18 protein-coding genes are annotated in these 16,984 nt (G+C 68.2%); 7 read left to right on the top strand and 11 right to left on the bottom strand.

Annotation, left to right across the window (positions count from 1 at the left end):
- The 6 genes from SK854_RS45130 to SK854_RS45160 all read right to left on the bottom strand — a co-directional run bounded on the left by SK854_RS45130 (window position 1) and on the right by SK854_RS45160 (window position 6,417).
- The gene (locus tag SK854_RS45130; protein WP_319981345.1) at window positions 1-957 is read right to left on the bottom strand and encodes an ABC transporter ATP-binding protein; all 957 of its coding nucleotides are present in this window, start codon (window positions 955-957) and stop codon (window positions 1-3) included.
- Window positions 954-1,772, bottom strand: coding sequence for an ABC transporter permease (locus tag SK854_RS45135; RefSeq protein WP_319981346.1), 819 nt, complete (start codon window positions 1,770-1,772; stop codon window positions 954-956). Before SK854_RS45135 ends, SK854_RS45130 begins: the two co-directional genes overlap by 4 nt.
- 7 nt (window positions 1,773-1,779) lie before the next feature.
- Complete coding sequence (locus tag SK854_RS45140; RefSeq protein WP_319981347.1) at window positions 1,780-2,760, bottom strand: ABC transporter permease; 981 nt, start codon at window positions 2,758-2,760, stop codon at window positions 1,780-1,782.
- The gene (locus tag SK854_RS48340) at window positions 2,757-3,662 is read right to left on the bottom strand and encodes an ABC transporter ATP-binding protein (RefSeq protein WP_406601904.1); all 906 of its coding nucleotides are present in this window, start codon (window positions 3,660-3,662) and stop codon (window positions 2,757-2,759) included. The genes SK854_RS45140 and SK854_RS48340 overlap by 4 nt, the downstream gene beginning before the upstream one ends.
- Window positions 3,663-5,306, bottom strand: coding sequence for an ABC transporter substrate-binding protein (locus SK854_RS45155; protein ID WP_319981348.1), 1,644 nt, complete (start codon window positions 5,304-5,306; stop codon window positions 3,663-3,665).
- Between the two features lie 115 nt (window positions 5,307-5,421).
- Window positions 5,422-6,417 carry a LacI family DNA-binding transcriptional regulator gene (locus SK854_RS45160; protein WP_319981349.1) on the bottom strand — a complete coding sequence of 332 codons (996 nt, stop codon included), beginning with the start codon at window positions 6,415-6,417 and terminating at the stop codon, window positions 5,422-5,424.
- A gap of 264 nt (window positions 6,418-6,681) precedes the next feature.
- On the opposite strand from SK854_RS45160, the gene SK854_RS45165 reads away from it, so the two are divergent.
- On the top strand, window positions 6,682-7,221 hold the full coding sequence (locus SK854_RS45165; protein ID WP_319981350.1) for an MOSC domain-containing protein: 540 nt from the start codon (window positions 6,682-6,684) through the stop codon (window positions 7,219-7,221).
- Window positions 7,222-7,337: 116 nt separating this feature from the next.
- Here the strand turns inward: SK854_RS45165 and SK854_RS45170 are convergent, their stop codons facing one another.
- On the bottom strand, window positions 7,338-8,072 hold the full coding sequence (locus SK854_RS45170; protein ID WP_319981351.1) for an alpha/beta fold hydrolase: 735 nt from the start codon (window positions 8,070-8,072) through the stop codon (window positions 7,338-7,340).
- A gap of 182 nt (window positions 8,073-8,254) precedes the next feature.
- On the opposite strand from SK854_RS45170, the gene SK854_RS45175 reads away from it, so the two are divergent.
- From SK854_RS45175 to SK854_RS45185, 3 genes are all read left to right on the top strand, one after another.
- The gene (locus tag SK854_RS45175; protein WP_319981352.1) at window positions 8,255-9,151 is read left to right on the top strand and encodes an anti-sigma factor RsbA family regulatory protein; all 897 of its coding nucleotides are present in this window, start codon (window positions 8,255-8,257) and stop codon (window positions 9,149-9,151) included.
- Window positions 9,152-9,212: 61 nt separating this feature from the next.
- Window positions 9,213-10,511 carry a wax ester/triacylglycerol synthase family O-acyltransferase gene (locus tag SK854_RS45180; protein ID WP_319981353.1) on the top strand — a complete coding sequence of 433 codons (1,299 nt, stop codon included), beginning with the start codon at window positions 9,213-9,215 and terminating at the stop codon, window positions 10,509-10,511.
- Between the two features lie 22 nt (window positions 10,512-10,533).
- Window positions 10,534-11,199: an HAD family hydrolase gene (locus SK854_RS45185; RefSeq protein WP_319981354.1), complete on the top strand. Its 666-nt coding sequence runs from the start codon at window positions 10,534-10,536 to the stop codon at window positions 11,197-11,199.
- On the opposite strand, the gene SK854_RS45190 is transcribed toward SK854_RS45185, so the two are convergent.
- The 4 genes from SK854_RS45190 to SK854_RS45205 all read right to left on the bottom strand — a co-directional run bounded on the left by SK854_RS45190 (window position 11,196) and on the right by SK854_RS45205 (window position 14,890).
- A complete protein-coding gene (locus SK854_RS45190; protein WP_319981355.1) occupies window positions 11,196-12,473 on the bottom strand; it encodes a serine/threonine-protein kinase in 1,278 nt (425 codons plus the stop codon). The two genes, SK854_RS45185 and SK854_RS45190, sit on opposite strands and share 4 nt — an antisense overlap.
- 73 nt (window positions 12,474-12,546) lie before the next feature.
- Window positions 12,547-13,773, bottom strand: a complete 1,227-nt coding sequence (locus SK854_RS45195; RefSeq protein ID WP_319981356.1) for an ATP-grasp domain-containing protein — start codon at window positions 13,771-13,773, stop codon at window positions 12,547-12,549.
- A 92-nt stretch (window positions 13,774-13,865) separates the two neighbouring features.
- Entirely contained in the window at window positions 13,866-14,483 is a 618-nt protein-coding gene (locus SK854_RS45200) for a ScbR family autoregulator-binding transcription factor (protein ID WP_319981357.1), read from the bottom strand.
- Window positions 14,480-14,890: a nuclear transport factor 2 family protein gene (locus tag SK854_RS45205; protein WP_319981358.1), complete on the bottom strand. Its 411-nt coding sequence runs from the start codon at window positions 14,888-14,890 to the stop codon at window positions 14,480-14,482. The genes SK854_RS45200 and SK854_RS45205 overlap by 4 nt, the downstream gene beginning before the upstream one ends.
- Window positions 14,891-15,144: 254 nt before the next feature.
- Here SK854_RS45205 and SK854_RS45210 point away from each other — a divergent pair, with 254 nt between their 5' ends.
- From SK854_RS45210 to SK854_RS45220, 3 genes are all read left to right on the top strand, one after another.
- Window positions 15,145-15,453: a helix-turn-helix transcriptional regulator gene (locus SK854_RS45210; RefSeq protein ID WP_319981359.1), complete on the top strand. Its 309-nt coding sequence runs from the start codon at window positions 15,145-15,147 to the stop codon at window positions 15,451-15,453.
- A gap of 149 nt (window positions 15,454-15,602) precedes the next feature.
- The gene (locus SK854_RS45215; protein ID WP_319981360.1) at window positions 15,603-16,133 is read left to right on the top strand and encodes a lamin tail domain-containing protein; all 531 of its coding nucleotides are present in this window, start codon (window positions 15,603-15,605) and stop codon (window positions 16,131-16,133) included.
- Between the two features lie 137 nt (window positions 16,134-16,270).
- Window positions 16,271-16,906, top strand: coding sequence for a lamin tail domain-containing protein (locus SK854_RS45220; RefSeq protein WP_319981361.1), 636 nt, complete (start codon window positions 16,271-16,273; stop codon window positions 16,904-16,906).
- Window positions 16,907-16,984: the final 78 nt, after the last annotated feature.

Genomic DNA, 16,984 nt, shown 5'->3' on the forward strand with positions numbered 1-16,984 from the left:
TCAGACACGCGCGTCCTCCAGCCAGCACGCCACGCGACGGCGTTCCTCGACGGCCTCCAGCGACGGCATCCGCTCACCGCAGACGTCCATCGCGGACGGGCAGCGCGGGTGGAACGGGCAGCCCGACGGCATCGAACGCAGGTCCGGCGGCGAACCGGGGATGCCCTTCAGCTCACGGCGAGGCCCGCGCAGCGCCGGGAACGACCCCAGCAGGCCCTGGCTGTACGGGTGCTTGGCGGCGCGGTAGATCTCGTCCGCCGGCGCCTCCTCGACCACCCGCCCGCCGTACATGATCGCGATGCGGTCCGAGAACTCGACCAGCAGCGAGATGTCGTGGGTGATGAAGACGACCGAGAAGCCGAGCGTCTCGCGCAGCCGCATCATCTGACCGAGGATCTGCCGCTGCACCACCACGTCCAGCGCGGTCGTCGGTTCGTCCATGATCACGATCTCGGGTTCCAGCGCGAGCGCCATCGCGATCATCACGCGCTGCCGCATGCCGCCGGAGAGCTGGTGCGGGTACGAGCCCAGCCGGTCGACCGGGATGCCGACCAGTGACAACAACTCGCGGCCGCGCGCGGTCCGTTGCGGTCGCTTCATCTGCGGCCGGTGCGTGCGCAGCACGTCGTCGATCTGCGTGCCGACCGAGATGACCGGGTTCAGGGCGTTCATCGCGCCCTGGAACACGATCGCGATCTCGTTCCACCGCAGCACCTGCAACTGCTTGTCGGTCAGCGAAAGCAGGTCATGGCCCTTGAACAACACCTGGCCGGACGGCACCTTGCCCGGCACCTGCAGCAGGCGGGTCGCGGCATAGGCCAAAGTGGACTTGCCGCTGCCGCTCTCCCCCGCGAGGCCGAGGACCTCGCCCGCGTTCAGCGTCAGCGAGACGTTGTGCACGGCTCGCAGGTTTCCGTAGTCGACCGAGAGATCGCGGATCTCCAGCACCGGGCTCATGCGCGCACCTTCCGCAGGCGGGGATTCGCGTACTCGTCGATCCCGAAGTTGATCAGAGCCAGTGCCGTGCCCAGCAACGCGATGCACAGTCCCGCGGGGACGAACCACCACCACGCGCCCAGGCCGAGCGCCTGGTTGCTCTGCGCCCAGAACAGGATCGTGCCCCAGTTCCAGGTCGACAGGGAGATCACGCCGACGAACGACAGGGTGATCTGCAGCATCACCGCGAAGATCACCGTGCCGACGAAGCCGGAGCCGATCACCGCCAGCAGGTTGGGCAGCACCTCGAACACGATGATGCGCCAGGTCCGTTCACCGGACGCCCGCGCGGCCTCCACGAAATCCCTGCGCCGCAACGACATCGTCTGCGCCCGCAGGATCCGGGCGCCCCACGCCCACGCCGTCAGGCTGATCACCCCGGCGATCAGGACCGTGTCCGCCGACGGCAGCATCGAGGCCACGATGATGATCAGCGGCAGCGCCGGGATCACCAGGAAGACGTTGGACAGCATGGACAACGCCTCGTCGGCCGCGCCACCGAGGAACCCGGCGGTCACCCCGACGAGGATCGACAGCAACGTGGCCAGCACACCGCACACCAGCCCGACGACCATCACTCCCCTGGTGCCCACGAGCACCTGGGAGAAGATGTCCTGCCCGGTCATGGTCGTGCCGAACCAGTGCGCGCCCGAGGGCGGCGACAGCAGGTCGTCGCTCATCGCGGACGGGTCGTACGGGGCGATCCACTCGCCGATCACCGCGATCAGCGTGAAGAAGGCCAGAATGCCGAGACCCAGCTTGGTCTTGAAGTTCATCGGAGTCTCAGCCCTCCCGCCGCGTGCGCGGGTCCAGCAGCAGGTAGCCGATGTCCGCGAGCAGGTTCGCCACCAGCACCGCCAGTGTGATCACCAGGAACACTCCCTGCATCAACGGGTAGTCCTTCGCGCCGATGCCCTGGAACAGCACGTAGCCGAGGCCAGGGTAGGAGAACACCATCTCGACCAGCAGGGCGCCGCCGACGATGAAACCCAGCGACAGCGCGAAACCGGAGATCGACGGCAGCACGGCGTTGCGCGCCGCGTAGGCGAACATGATCCGCTTCTGCGTGAGTCCCTTGGCCTTCGCGACGAGCACGTAGTCCTCCGCCGTCACGGTCACCATCATGTTGCGCATGCCGAGGATCCAGCCGGCCACCGAGCTCACGATGATCGTGACGCCGGGCAGCACGGCGTGCTGCAGCATGCTGCCGATGAACTCGCCGGAGAACTCCGGCACCAGCCCCGGCGCGTAGCCGCCGGACGCCGGGAACAGCGGCCACGTCACGGAGAACAGCGAGATCGCGATCAGCCCGAGCCAGAAGTACGGGATCGACGACAGGAACGTCGTGACCGGGATGAGGTTGTCCATCCACGATCCGCGCTTCCACCCCGCGTAGACGCCCAGCAGGGTGCCGAGCAGGAACGCGATGACGGTGGTGACGCCGACCAGCCCGAGCGTCCACGGCATCGACTGCGCGAGCACGTCGGCGACCGGCGTCGGGAAGAACGTGAACGACAGCCCGAGATCGCCCCGCACGAGCGATCCCCAGTAGTCGACGTACTGCTCCCAGATCGACTTGTTGTCGTCGAGCCCGAAGAGGATGTACAGCGAGGCCATCGCGTCGCTGTTCAACCGGCCGCCGAGCTTGGTGATCATCGCCTGCACCGGGTCGCCGGGAAGGAAACGCGGCAGCAGGAAGTTCACCGTGATCGCGGCCCAGAGGGTGACCAGGTAGAACAGCGCACGGCGCAGAAGGAAGGTCATGCCGCCGCCTCCGCGTACAACCAGCAGGCCGCCCAGTGCCCGTAGGAGTCGACCTCGGTGCGGGCCGGGGCCTGGGTCCAGCAACGCTCCTGCACCTTCGGGCAGCGCGCGGCGAACTGGCAGCCGGTGGAGATCTGCGCGACCTCCTCCAGCGGCGCGTCCAGCGCGAGCACCGACCGTTCCGGGTCCGGCGCGGACTCGATCAGCAGCTGCGTGTACGGGTGGGCCGGCCGCTGCGTCACGGACTCGCTCTCGCCGCCCTCGACGATCTGCCCGCCGTACATCACGAACGTCTCGTCCGCGAAGTAGCGCGCCGACGCGATGTCGTGCGTGATGTAGAGGACCGCGAGCTTGAGCCGGTCCTTCAGGTCCAGCAACAGGTTCAGCACGCCGAGCCGGATGGAGACGTCCAGCATGGACACCGGCTCGTCGGCGAGCAGCACCTCGGGGTTGGCCGCGAGCGCGCGAGCGATCGCGACGCGCTGCCGCTGACCGCCCGACAGCTCGTGCGGGTACCGGGCGGCGAAGTCGGCAGGCAGGTTCACCCGCTCCAGCAGTTCCTCGACCGTCTCCGACTGCTTGTGGATCTTCAGCGGCCGGGTCAGGTGGTAGCGGATCGTGTGGATCGGGTTGAGGGACGCGAAGGGGTCCTGGAACACCATCTGGACCTTGCGCCGGTACTCCCGGACCCTTCGCACCTTCTCGCCGTCCAGCAGGATCTCGCCGGAGGTGGGTTCCACGAGCCGCGCGAGCAGCTTCGCCACCGTCGACTTGCCCGACCCGGATTCGCCGACGAGGGCGGTCACGCGCCCGCGGCGCAGGACGATGGAAACGTCCTGCACCGCGCGCACGCGCTTGTAGGTCTTGACCAGACCTTTCGCTTCAAGCGCGACTTCATTCATCTAGGACCCCGCGGGCTTCAGCTTCATGACGATCTGCAGGGCGTTCGGCAGGGTGGCCTGCGGCGGACCGTACGGGTCCTCCTCCGACGGCCAGCCGACCCAGTTCTTCGTGCTGTACTCCGCACCGATCGGACCGGCGGAGGTCGGGATCATCGGCACCTGCTCGACCATGATCTTCTGCAGCACCGCGAGGGCCTTGGCCCGCGCCGGGTCGTCGGTCGCGTTCGCGTACTCGGTCAGCGCCGCGGTCGCCTCGGGGTTGTTGTAGCGCCCGAAGTTCACCGCCGCGGTCTGCCCGACCGGCTTGATCTCCGCGGCGTCCATGATGTTCTGGTACATCTCGTACGGCGTCGCACCGGTGTTGGTCCAGCGCAGCGAGCCCTGGAACGCGCCGTTGGCGAAGTCGGTCGTCCACGCGTCCGCGGTCTGCGTGCGCACGGTCGCCTCGATGCCGATCTTCTTCAGGTCGCCCTTGATGATGTCGAGGACCGTCAGGTAGTCCGACCAGCCGGACGGGTTCGTGAGCTCGATGGTGACCGGCTTGCCGTCCGGAGCCTTGAGCACGTCGCCTTCGAGCTTGAAGCCGGCCGCGGTGAGCTTCTGCTTCGCCCCGTCGACATCGATCTTGAACTTCGCGTCCTTGTACTCCGGCGCGAGGAACGAGTCACCGGCGGGCAACGGCATGCCGGTCTTCGACTCGAGCTTCGGGAACAGCTTGGCCTCGCCCTTGACGAAGATCGCCTCGCGGTCGATCACGTCGCTCATCGCGGAGCGCAGCGCGGCGTTGTCGAACGGCGCCACCGTCGTGTTCAGCCACAGGCCGTGGATGCCCAGACCGGCCGGGAACCAGAGCTTGTGGTTCGCCGGGTCCTTGTCGACGTAGAGCTTCTGGTAGTCCGGGATGAAGACGTAGGACCACTGGCTCGCACCCGACGCCAGCGCGGTGGTCTGCGCCGTGTTGTCGTTGTACGAGGTGTACTGGATCTCCGGAACCTTGGGCAGTTCCTGCCAGTACTCGGCACGCCGCGCGATCGTGACGGTCTGCGAGGTGAACGACTTCAGCTCGTACGGACCGGTGCCGACGGGCTTCGGGTTCGTGTAGGTCGTCGGGTCGGGGACGGTGCTCCAGACGTGCTGCGGAATCACCATCGCGGAGATGACCTTGTTGCGGTTCACGAACTGCGGGCTCGCGAACGACACCTCGACCTTGTTGTCCGGCGTCGCGGTCGCGGTCTCGACCTTGAGCGAGTCGCGGTTGTTGAGCGCCGGCCACTTCTTCAGGATCTCGTACGAGAAGGCGACGTCAGCGGCCGTGAGCGGCTTGCCGTCGGACCACTTCACGTTCTCCCGGATCGTGAAGGTGACCTTCTTGTAGTCGGGTGTCCAGTCCCACTTGGTGGCGAGCCACGGCACCGGGTCCTGAGCCGGGCGCGTGTTGTTCACGAACGCCAGCGGCTCGTAGATCTGGTAGCGGTAGCCGAGTGAACCCGCCGCGGACGTGGGCAGGAACGGGTTGTGGTTCTCGGTCAGCGGCCCGTTGGGCATGCCCACGGTCAGCACTCCGGCAGCCTTGGTGGCGCCACCAGAGGAGCAACCGGTCGCCGCGAGCGCCAGTGCTAACGCGACGATGACTGTTCTGCGCATGGGGGAATCTCCCGATACGACGGTGTATGAGAGCGCTCTCTCATACGTACGGCGAACTCGCCAGGCCTGTGGCAGGCCCGGCGTGTTCGTTTCAGTTGTGGTGGAGCGGGGTGGGTCAGGGCGCGGATTCGCGCACGATCAACGAGGTCGGCAGCACCAGCGGGTGGTCGGGCATCGGCTGTCCCTCGAGCGTGGAGAGCAGCATCCGCGCGGCGGCGGCACCCATCTCCTGCGCCGGCTGGCGGATCGTCGTCAGCCGAGGTTCGGTGTGTCCCGCGACCGGGACGTCGTCGAAGCCGACCACGGACACGTCGTCGGGGACGACGCGGCCGGCCTCCCGCAGTGCTCGCAGCACACCGACCGCCGAGAGGTCGTTCTGCGCGAACACGGCGTCGAACGGGATCCCACTGGCGACGAGCTTGTCGACGGCGACCTCACCACCTTCCGTGGTGAAGTCACCGTCGACCACGAGGTCCGGGTGCAGCGTCAGGCCCGCTTCCGCCAAAGCGAGCCGGAACCCGTCCAGCCTCGCCTGAGTGCACCCGAAGTGCGGTGGTCCGGTGACGACGGCGAACCTGCGGCGGCCTGCCGCGACGAGATGCCGGGCGACATCCGCGCCTCCCTGCCGGTTCGTCGTCGTCACCGAAGGGAACTCCGGGTGCGAGCCGCGGTCGTCGATCATGACGACCGGCAGGCCCGCCCGGTAGAGCGTGGAGATGTAGTGCAGGGCGTCCGGGGGCTCGACGACCAGCAGGCCGTCGAAGGCGTTGGCGGACACGTGGTTCGCGAACTGGTTCAGCGACTCGGGTCCGCGGTTCAGCGTGTAGAGCAGAAGGCCGTAGCCGTCGGCTTCGAGAGTGTCCACGATGCCCTGCAGCACCTCGCCCATCCACGGCCAGGTGAGCGACGGCGCGAGCATCGCGACGGTGCGGGTGCGGCCTCGCGCCAGACCGACGGCACGGGCGCTCGGCACGTAGCCGATCTCGTCGATGACCTTGCGAACTCGTTGCGCGGTGGAGGCGTCCACGTCCGGCTTACCGTTCAGCACACGTGACACGGTCGCTTTGGACACCTGGGCGCGTTGGGCGACCTCTGCGATCGTGACACGCATGCCGAACTTCCTTCCGCCGCCTCCTGAAACCGGTTTCGGTACCGGTTCCGACGAGGTGTGACGGAGTCAACAGCCTGACCTGAGGATTAGTCAAGAGTCTTGCCGGAAGTTCGTGAGAGCGTTTCCACAGCCGGGTACATCGATGCAGGTAGGACGCTGTCGAGCGGCCTGAATTGAGACACCTTGATCGATTCCTGCTTCCGTGTTCCCCTCCGCCGAACGGAGTACTCGTTGCGTCTCAACTGATCGTGCACAATCAGGGGCATGGGGGTTGTGACAGCGGTCAGCCGCAACGAGGAGTACACGTTCACAAAGCCGACACGGGAGAGCATTACCCTGCTCGCCGGTCTCGGCGTCGAGGGCGACGTCCACCAGGGCGTCACGGTCAAACACCGGTCGCGGATGGCGCAGGACCCGACCCAGCCGAACCTGCGCCAGGTGCACCTGATGCACGCCGAGCTCTTCGACGAATTGCGGGACAAGGGTCACGCCGTGGAGCCCGGCCAGATCGGCGAGAACATCACCACGCGGGGCATCGATCTGCTCGGCCTGCCCACCGGAACGTTGCTGCACCTGGGCTCCGAGGCCGTGGTCGAGGTGACCGGGCTGCGCAACCCGTGCCTGCAGATCGACGGGTTCTCCAAGGGCTTGCTCAAGGAGGTCGTGGGCAAGGGCCCGGACGGGGAACTGGTCCGGCGCGCGGGGATCATGTCGATCGTGCTCGCCGGCGGCGTCGTCCGCCCAGGTGACGAGATCCGCGTCGAACTGCCCGCGCACCCGCACCGCCCGCTGGAGAAGGTGTAGTGGCGTGGCCCAGAAAGTTACCGGGCGAATTCGCGGTCAGACGGGTGCATCGCGGCGCCGCGAGGTGCCCTGCTGAGCGTGAATTACCCAGCCGACTTTCTGGGTCGCGCCACTAGCTAGCTGTTGCCGAAGTGGTCGTCGAGGATCACCGAGATCGTTCTCGGCGCCTCGACGACCGCCAGGTGCGCGGCGTCCCCGACGACGTAGAGCTCCGAGTCCGGCAGGTCGTCCGCGATGTGCCGGACGAGTTCCGTCGGCGTCGCGTGGTCCTGCGCCGCCGCGATCACGACGGTCGGCACGTCGATCTTCGGCAGATCCGGCCGCAGGTCCATGTCCCGGACGGCCTCGACGCAGGCGAGGTACGACGGCAGGTGGGTCTGGAGCAGTTCGGCGCGGAAGTGCGCGACGACGGCCGGCGCGCACGTCGGTGTGAACCACCGGGAGACGATCGAGTCCGCGACGGACTCCATCCCGTGCGCGCGCAGGAGTTCGACGCGTTCGTCCAACCTGGCCTTGTCCGGCACCCACGCGGTGGTGCACACGAGTGCCAGCCGGGAGATCCGGTCGGTGTGCGCGGCCAGCCACATGCCGACCATGCCGCCGAGGGACACGCCGCAGTAGTACACCTGGCGCAATCCCAAGTGGTCCAACAGTTCCACGACGTCGTGCGCCAGGTCTTCGATCGTGCACGGGCCTGCGACGGGCGCACTGCCGCCATGGCCGCGGTGGTCGAAGCGCAGCAGGCGGAAGGGCAGCGAGAACTCGCGCCACAGGCCGGTCGTCGTGCCGAGCGCGTTGCCGAGCACCAGCACCGGCGCGTCCCGCGGGCCGGTCAGCGTGTGGTGCAACACGGCGTCACCTCCTCGCTGTGCCCCGACATCCGCGAGTCTGCCTGGGCTTTTGCCCGCCCGCACGACGAATCCGGCGTACGGCGGCACGCGTGCCGACAACCACCGTCCTGGCCCCCGCCGAAACACTGTTACGGGGAGCAGAATGGTGGCTTGCCGCCGCCACCGACCTCACCGGGAAGCCGATGAACTCCGTTGCTCCGTTCGCGCACGAGGCCCTGTTCTACCGAGACGAGGACGCCTTCCTCTCCGGTACGGCCAGATTCGTGGCGGAAGGTGTCGACAGGGGCGAGCCGGTGCTGGTGGCGGTGTCGGAGGCGAGCATCGCCCTGCTGCGCGCCCGCCTGGGTGCGGCGGCGGACCAGGTCCACTTCATCGACATGTCCGAGGCCGGCCGCAACCCCGGCCGGATCATCCCCGGTGTGCTGATGGCGTTCAGCGCGAGCACGCAGGGCCGTTTCCGCATGGTCGGCGAACCGATGTGGCCCGGCCGCACCGAACTCGAGTACCCGGCGTGCGTGCAGCACGAGGCGTTGATCAACACGGCGTTCGAAGGCAGGCGGGGCGTCATCCTGTGCCCGTACGACGCGGCTGCGTTGCCCGGCCACGTCCTGGAGGACGCGCGGCGCACCCATCCCGTGGTGATCGACGGCGAACGGCGCGTGGCGAGCGAGTGGTACACCGACCCCGCCGGCCTGGCCGACATCTACAACGTGCCGTTGTCGCCGCCGCCCGCGGACGCCGAGGAGCACCCGTTCACCGTTGGCACGCTCGCGCACATGCGCAAGGTCGTGTCGGCGTACGCGCACTGGCTGCGCCGCGAACAGATCGAGGATCTGATGCTCGCCGTGAACGAGCTTGCGACGAACAGCATCCTGCACGCGTCGGGGCGCGGGGTGCTGCGGATGTGGCGAGAGGGCGACACGGTGGTGTGCGAGGTGAGCGACGAAGGCACCGGCTTCCCGCCGTCGTTCACCGGCCTGTCCGGCTTCGGAATCGTGATGGTGAACCTGTTGTGTGACCTGGTTCGCACCCACACGAGTCACAGCGGTACCACCGTTCGAGTGTACTTGGGCCGGTAGAGAGTCACCGCCATCTCATCGCAATGCGCAGGACACGAGGACCTGTTTTCCTTGCACGGATATGACAGACCACCTCTCCCCCCTTGACATCGCTTTCCTCGCAATGGAAGGCGACAGCCACCCGTTGCACCTCGGCGCGGTGGCGACCTTCGCACCGTCCACTCCGGTGCATCCGGCCCGCATCGCCGCCGTGCTGTGCGAACGGGCGCAAGAGATTCCGCGTCTGCGCCAGCGCGCCCGCACCTCGATGTTCGGGGGCGCGCGCTGGGTGGAGGACCCCGGTTTCGCGCCGGAGGACCACGTCTTCACGCACCACGTGCGCGGCCGCGATCGGTTCGCGACCCTGGTGTCGCACCTCATGGCGCAGCCGCTCGACCTCGCGCGCCCGCCGTGGGAGCTGCACGTCATCACCGGCCTCGCGGGCGGCAGGTTCGCCGTCGTCGCGAAGCTGCACCACTCGCTGTGCGACGGTATGAAGGCCGTTGGCCTGGGAATTCAGCTCTTCGACCCGTCGCGGCTGTCCATTCCGGACGCTCCGGCGCAGGTGGCGAAGTCGATCATCCCCTCGCTCCCGTCGCTGCGCGGGATCAAGGACACCTTCGACATCGCCTCCTCGGTGCTGATGAACACGCGCCCGCCGACGCTGAACTCGCCGGTGCTCACCGCGTCCACCCGCCCACGCCGCGTGGTGATGTCGCGCCTGGATCTCGCGGACGTGCACCGAATCCGGCGCGCGCACGGCGGCACGGTGAACGACGTGCTGCTCGCCCTGGTCACGGGTGCGTTGCGGCACTGGCTTTCCGCGCACGGCAGCGCGGGCCCTGACTCGGTCGTGCGCGCCCTGATCCCGGTTAACCAGCGCTCACGCTCCGGCGATGGCGCCTCGGGCAACCAGATCTCCGGTTTCCTGGTCGCGCTGCCGGTCGGCGAGACGGACCCGGCGCAACGCCTGCGGAACATCCGCGCGCAGATGGAGTCCGCGAAGGCCGCCGGTCCCGACAGAGGCGCCGGCGCGCTGCCGTTGCTCGCCGACAAGGTGCCACCGCTGGTGCACCGCCTGGCCGCGCCGGTGATGGGCCGCTGCGCTCCCCTGCTGTTCGACACGCTGGTCACGTCGGTGCCGCTGCCGTCCGTGCCGCTCGCCCTGGACGGCGCCACGTTGTGCGAGATGTACCCGGTGGCGCCGGTCGCACCCGGTCACGCCGTCGGCATCGCACTGTCGGTGTACCGCAACTCCGTGCACGTCTGCCTGAACACGAACCAGTCGTGGATGTCGGACGCGCAATGGCTCGACGGAGTGCTGCGCCGAGAGCTCGTCGCGTTGCAGGAGACTCGCGAGCTGGTGGGTTTGCCGAGGTAGACGCACGGGCAAACCTGCTTTCATGAGCAACACCCTGGTCCTCGACGTGGACGGAACCCTGGTCGACACCAACTACCACCACACGGTGGCGTGGCTGCGCGCGTTCCGCGAAGTCGACGTCACCGTGCCCGGCTGGCGAGTGCATCGCGCGATCGGCATGGGCGGCGACAAGCTCGTCGCGGCCGTGGCGGGCGACAAGGTCGAACAGGACCACGGCGACGAGCTGCGCGCCGCGTGGGAACGCCACTTCGACACCATGCTCGACGAGATCCGGCCCCTGGAAGGCGCGCACCGCCTGGTCCGGGCCGCGACCGACCTGGGCCTGGCCGTGGTGCTCGCCAGCTCGGGCAAGAGCAAGCACGTCGAGCACTACCTGAAGCTGCTCGACCCCGGCGACGTCGCGTGGACGACCTCCGACGACGTCGGCGACAGCAAGCCCGCGCCGGACCTGATCGAGGTGGCGCTGCGCGAGGTCAAGGGCGAACGCGCGGTCGTCGTGGGCGACTCGGTCTGGGACTGCGAGGCCGCCGCACGGGCAGGCCTGCCGTCGATCGGGCTGCTCACCGGCGGGTTCGGGGAGGACGAACTGGTCGATCGCGGGGCCTCGGCCGTGTACGCGGACCTGGACACGCTGCGGGCGGAACTGGCCGACCTGCCGTTCGCCGAGGTGAACGACCCGAACGCCTAGGGCAGCGGCTCCTGCGACGGAGTGGGCGCCTCCGAGGAGTTCTTGCGGTTCTTCTTCTCCTTGTTCCTCTTCGTCGTCTCGTCGACCGGCTCGTCCTCGGTCGTCTCGACGGCCGAGGACGAGCCGGTCGACGGATCCACGCCGCTCGCCCCCGGCTGCGGCGCACCGGGCACCCCCGGCGCCTCCGAGCCGTCCGGTGTCTGCACCACGGTCACCGTGGACTGCGTCACCGTCACCACCTGGGTCTGCGCGTCCGGCGTCACCGGCTTGTCCGCCGCCGGGGCCTCGTTCCCGCCACCGGCGAAGTTCGCCACCACCACGGCCACCGCGGTGACGGCCACCGCCGCGGCCGAGATCGCCATGCGCTTGCCCCGCCAGGAGCGGGGCTCCGGCACGACCGGGCCCGTGGGCGCGTCCGGAGCGACCGCCGCGTCCGGCAGCAACGCGGGCAACCCCCGGCTGGCCTCGAAAGCGGCGGTCAGCGAGCGCGCGCACTGGGCGGCGGTCGGCCTGCGCGACGGGTTCATGTCCGTCATCGCGGACAGCAGCGATTCCCAGGCGGGCGGCAGGTCGAGGGGAATCCGCGGCGACCGGGCCAGCCTGGCCAGCGCGGCCTCGGCGTCGCCGCCGGGGTACTCGCTGCGCCCGGTCAGGCACTCCAGCAGGACGAGGCCGAGCGCGTAGACGTCGGCGGCGGGCCCGACGTCCGAGCCGCGCACCTGTTCCGGCGAGAGGTAGCCGGCGGTGCCGACCAGCACGCCGGACGTCGTCACCCGCGTCACCTCGGCCACCAGCGCGAGACCGAAGTCCGCGAGGTACGCCTGCTTCTCCTCGTCGTCGATCAGGATGTTGGACGGCTTGATGTCGCGGTGCACGACGCCGAGGTCGTGCACGTGGTCCAGGACCGCCGCGATCTGGCTGCCGATCCTCGCCACGAACCGGGGCGGCAGCGGTTCGCGCATGCGCTGGCGCAGGGTGCCGCCCGTGATCTCGCGCATCACGAAGTACGGGCGGCGCGACAACGACCCCGACGCGTAGACCGGGATGATGCCGGGACACTCCAGCGAGACCAGCATCGAGGCCTCGCGCTGCAGGCGCAGTTCGTCGTCCGGCAGGCCGGGGCCCGTGAAGATCTTGACCGCGACCGACGACGTGGTCTCGCGGTCGTACGCGCGGTAGACCTCCGCCATGCCCCCCGAGCCGAGCAGCGACCCGATCACGTAGCGGTCGTCGACCACCGTGCCCGTCAGGTCACCGTCCCAGCGCTCGCTCATGGGCCTCCGCTCCGTCGCACTGCAAAACCTAACGGGTCGCGTGGAATCACGGCTACCCGGTCACGCCTGACGATCACACTACGATCAGCCCGGCTTCGATCTCCCGGACGACCGCCACATCGCGTTCCAGCTGGTCGGCGTCGGTGCTCGCCAGCACTACCGAACCCAACGACGTCCACAGGTCATCGGTTCGCGGCACCGTCGAACCTTCGCGATAAGGCAGCGCATCGCTCTGGTAACTGGGCAAAAGTGAGGCCAGCTCGTCAAATCGCACCGAGTTGCCGAGCTCGCCGGCCGCGGGCGAGGACAGGTACACCGACTTCACGTGCCGGCGCCGCGAGTACCGGCCGACCGACGAGTCGCCGTCGACGCGGTGCCGCACCATCCGGGTGATCTGGCTTTCGCCGGTCCCCAGCACGGTGAGCTCCTGCTGCTCCGCACCGGCCAGCCGCGCGCCGATCTCGATCAGCCGCGGGCCGTCGGGGGTGATCATGACCTCGACGTGCGCGGGCCCGTTGCGGACGCCGGTCGCTTCGAGCACCTGGCGCACGTAATCGAACAGCACGTCGACCACGGGCTCGTCCTGCGCGACCAACGTGTTCGACAGGTAGATGCCGAGCCGGTCGCCGCGCCGTTGCTTGGCATAGCGCCAGACCGCGACCAGGCCGTGCTCGCCGTCGATCGAGTAGGTGTCGACCTCGTACTCCGTGCCCACCGCGAGTTCCTGCACGAGCACCTTGTCGTTGCGGATGTTCAGCTTGTTAACGCAGCCGAGAATCCGGTTGAACTTGGCCTGCCAGTCGTCGCCGGGCATCGCCACGAACACGTCGTCCGTACCGCCGCTCTCCTGCGGTTTCAGCACGATCGGCGAGTTCTCCAGGCCTTCGCGCCGCAGCCAGGCGGCGACCTCGTCGACGCGGTCGGAGCTGATCTGACGCAGGTGCGGCACCTCGGCGGTGCGCAACGCCACGGCCATCTGCCACTTGTCACGGCGCGCGGAGGAGAGCGTCAGGACGTTCGACCGGCCAGGCGCGATGAGCTCCGACAACGTCTCCGCGGTCTCGACACCGGTCTCGGTGCCCGGCACGACGGCGATCGGTTCGTGCACGGCCAGCTTCGCGGCGAGCTCGTCGAGGTCGTGCAGCACGTGGACCTCGGCGAAGTCGTCCGGGATCCAGTCCAGTCCCGCGGGAGGCTTCTCCGTCGTCAGCACCGCGATCGCGTCGACACCCCGCGCCGCGAACGCGGGGGCGATGCCCTTGCCCGCCGAGTACGGATCCACCACCACGATGCTGCTCACCCTTGCTCCTTCGTTAGGACACTTGACGAACGTGGAGCACAACGGCCCTGGCGCGAGCGGGCATTCCTGTCTCGAATGGGTCGAGACGACCGTCACTCGAAACGCAACGTCTCGTAGACAGGTCCTGTCACCAGACAGCCAGAAGACGCCCGCCAGACCCGCGCGAGCCGCGTGCGGAGATCGGTGCCGCCGCTCAGCGCCTGGGCCACGAACTGAAGTCCGAGCAGCTCCGCGACGATCTGCTCGGCCGCGTGGCGGACGTTCACCTCCGGCCGCAGTTCCCCTCGTTCTCTCGCGAGCGACAGCAGCTCACGCACCACGGCAACCCAGCCGACGACCTGCGCGGCGGCCACGACGTCGAAGAACACCGCTTCCCGCAACAGCTTCGCGCTGACCCGCACGGTGAGGTCGGTGTCCAGCCTGCGGGTGAACTCGAACGACATCGCGATCAGCGCCTGGATCGGCGACTGCTCGATCGCGAGCTGCTCGTCGCGCAGCCGGTGCCACAACAGCGACTGCTCCTCGATGATCGCGACGCCGAGCGCCTCTTTGGAACGAAAGTGGCAATACAGCGCACCTTTCGACACGTTCGCCCGCGCGCACACGGCGATGAGGCTGGATCCGGCGAACCCTTCGCGGTCGAACACCTCCGCGGCGGCGTGCAGCAGCTTGGCCCTCGTGCGGGTCGATCTCTCGCGGTTGACGCTCATGCCTCGGTCCGCGCGGCCCCTGTGGCGACGGCGACGGCCAGCGTGTCCGGCATCTGCCAGTACTGCTCGATTTCCCCCAGGTGCACGGAGACCACTGCGGCGAACCGCACGTCCACCCGCTCGGCCGTGGTCAGGACCCGCCAGCGCGCCGAACCGACCACGGCCGCGTCTCCTCCGTCGACGATCACCTGGCGGGCCGAGAGCCGCTCCAGGCCGAACGTGGCGAACAGGGTGAGGAACTGGGACTCGACCTCCCGGCGGGTACGCGGGCCGGTCGTCCACCGGGCGCCACCGGGGTCGGGCGCCTCCCATTCCACGGTCGGCGCGCACAACCGCGCGATGCCCGCTGCGTCCTGCGCGGCCAGCCGCGCCAGAAACACCTGCACCACTTCGACCGTCGAGAGCATTTTCTCCACCTTCTCATCCCGGTCATTGCTGTCGCAACCGTCCCGGCGCGGTCACACTAGTCAAAGACCCACAATGCGAGAACGCGCACCCCGATGGCCCAGTTCTCTTTCACCCAAACATCCGATCGGCGGATTCCAGGGGTACGCGAAGTTTCAACGACCGCCGGTATCACCGCAATGCAGGGCCCCATGATCCAGACTTTGCGGCATGGTGGTCTGCACACCCACCCATCACACCGAAACGGAGCAGAACCGTGCTCAAGGCAGCCCTACCAGCCACCGAGCACCAGGATGTGCCGCCCATTACCGCGCTGATTCCACAGGCCAGGCGGGAGCAGGGCCTCACCCAGCGCGAACTCGCGGACCTGTTGTGCGAGATCTCACAAAACGACAGCATCACCCGTGAAGAAGTGTCGAGATGGGAACGCGGCAAACGCATTCCCGGCCCCTACTGGCGGGCCTTCCTCAGCGCGGCGCTCGACGTGCCGCACGCCGCGGTCGACAAGGCGGCGACGATCGCACGCGAGACGCGCAGGGGCACCAGGGAAGACCACTCCGGTTAACGGAGCGCGGGCAGGCAGGAGGAACCTGTCCCCCGTCCGGGAAGCGGTGCACCGCCAGGACCCCGCGGCCACCGTCTTCCCGCAAGTCCCAGGCAGAGCAGGTCTTTGGCCCCCTGTGACGACCACCGGGCCGGGCCAGACTGCGATCTGTGACACCCCTCGGAAACACCGTCGCAACGTACCTGTTGCTCGCTGGTGCCGCGTTCGGCGGCGCACCGGGGGCATCCCCGGTCAAAGTGAACGAGATCGCGCTCGGATCGAGCGGATTCGTAGAACTGCGCAACACCGGCTCCACCGAGGCAGACATCGGAGGATGGTCGGTCCAGGCCTGCGTCGGCAGCACTCCGCGAATCCTCGCCACCATCCCCCCGGCCACCGTGCTACTTCCGGGTGAATACTTCCTGATAGTCGGCAGCGCGTTCAGCGGAACGGTGCCCAACGGGATCGTCGTGAGCACTGTGGACGGCTCGGGTGTTATCGCTCGAAACCGGCACGGCGCACACACCGACAGCGTGGGCCTGACCTCGTCCTCACCGTGCCGCGAAGACGGACCAGCGGCCCCCTGCCCGAATTCCGGCCAGGGCTCCTCAGTCGGCCGCGACAGCGCTTCACGCGACACCGACCACAACTTCACGGACTTCACCTGCCTCATTCCCACTCCCGGAGAAATCAATCCCTAGCCACTTCTCCAATGGCCCCTTACGACCCGCGAGAAATCAGAGCAAAGTCGGTCCCGGCGGCAAGACAGGTCATTTACCAGACCAGGCAGGCCGCCACGAGAAATGCCCACAATTCAGTTCTCGAAAGGACCAGGACAATGCGTCGACTGCTGAGCGGAGCCACGGCTCTCGCATTCGCGAGCACCATCGCGTTCGCGGGAATGGCGACCGCGGCCGAGGAGCCCGGTGCTCCCGAGGTCATGGCCGTGCCGGCTGTGCTCGTCAACGAGGTTTCGACGATGGGCCCGAACGGACCGCTCGACGAGGCGATCGAGATCACCAACACCACGGACCAGCAGCTCGACCTCACCAACTGGGTGCTGAAGATCTACAACCAGCAGAACCAGGTCATCCAGACGATCCCGCTGATGGACACCCTCGGCCAGCCGATCGTGCTGGCGCCCAAGAACAACGTCGGCTCCACGCTGGTGCTGACCGGTGCCGAGTTCTCCGGCACCACGAGCACGGAGCACGTGCTCCCGGTGAACTTCCTCGGTGTCGAGGGCATTCCGGTGTACGGCGGTGTCGCGATCTTCGGCAGCAACGCGCCGACCGCTTTCAAGATCGACGGTGTCGCGTTCTCGGCGAGCGCGGTCACGCCCAAGGAGAACGTCAACGCCTCGCCGGAAACCGCGCAGACCGCCGCGCTGGGCGGCTCGAACACCCGCAACATCCTGAGCCAGGACACGAACAACAACCAGCGTGACTTCTCGCTGCAGGAACGCACCTTCTGACCGACCACTCCCAGGAGCCCGGGCCGCCACAGACGGTCCGGGCTCCGTCGTGTGGCGCGAAGTCGCCAACGGCGACCA

It is taken from the genome of Lentzea sokolovensis (genome assembly GCF_033949975.1).
GTDB lineage: Bacteria > Actinomycetota > Actinomycetes > Mycobacteriales > Pseudonocardiaceae > Lentzea > Lentzea sokolovensis.

Coding starts and splice junctions, on each gene's coding strand:
- SK854_RS45130 (WP_319981345.1), bottom strand. CDS start 957: ATGAGCCCGGTGCTGGAGATCCGCGATCTCTCGGTCGACTACGGAAAC.
- SK854_RS45135 (WP_319981346.1), bottom strand. CDS start 1,772: ATGAACTTCAAGACCAAGCTGGGTCTCGGCATTCTGGCCTTCTTCACG.
- SK854_RS45140 (WP_319981347.1), bottom strand. CDS start 2,760: ATGACCTTCCTTCTGCGCCGTGCGCTGTTCTACCTGGTCACCCTCTGG.
- SK854_RS48340 (WP_406601904.1), bottom strand. CDS start 3,662: ATGAATGAAGTCGCGCTTGAAGCGAAAGGTCTGGTCAAGACCTACAAG.
- SK854_RS45155 (WP_319981348.1), bottom strand. CDS start 5,306: ATGCGCAGAACAGTCATCGTCGCGTTAGCACTGGCGCTCGCGGCGACC.
- SK854_RS45160 (WP_319981349.1), bottom strand. CDS start 6,417: ATGCGTGTCACGATCGCAGAGGTCGCCCAACGCGCCCAGGTGTCCAAA.
- SK854_RS45165 (WP_319981350.1), top strand. CDS start 6,682: ATGGGGGTTGTGACAGCGGTCAGCCGCAACGAGGAGTACACGTTCACA.
- SK854_RS45175 (WP_319981352.1), top strand. CDS start 8,255: ATGAACTCCGTTGCTCCGTTCGCGCACGAGGCCCTGTTCTACCGAGAC.
- SK854_RS45180 (WP_319981353.1), top strand. CDS start 9,213: ATGACAGACCACCTCTCCCCCCTTGACATCGCTTTCCTCGCAATGGAA.
- SK854_RS45185 (WP_319981354.1), top strand. CDS start 10,534: ATGAGCAACACCCTGGTCCTCGACGTGGACGGAACCCTGGTCGACACC.
- SK854_RS45190 (WP_319981355.1), bottom strand. CDS start 12,473: ATGAGCGAGCGCTGGGACGGTGACCTGACGGGCACGGTGGTCGACGAC.
- SK854_RS45200 (WP_319981357.1), bottom strand. CDS start 14,483: ATGAGCGTCAACCGCGAGAGATCGACCCGCACGAGGGCCAAGCTGCTG.
- SK854_RS45205 (WP_319981358.1), bottom strand. CDS start 14,890: ATGCTCTCGACGGTCGAAGTGGTGCAGGTGTTTCTGGCGCGGCTGGCC.
- SK854_RS45220 (WP_319981361.1), top strand. CDS start 16,271: ATGCGTCGACTGCTGAGCGGAGCCACGGCTCTCGCATTCGCGAGCACC.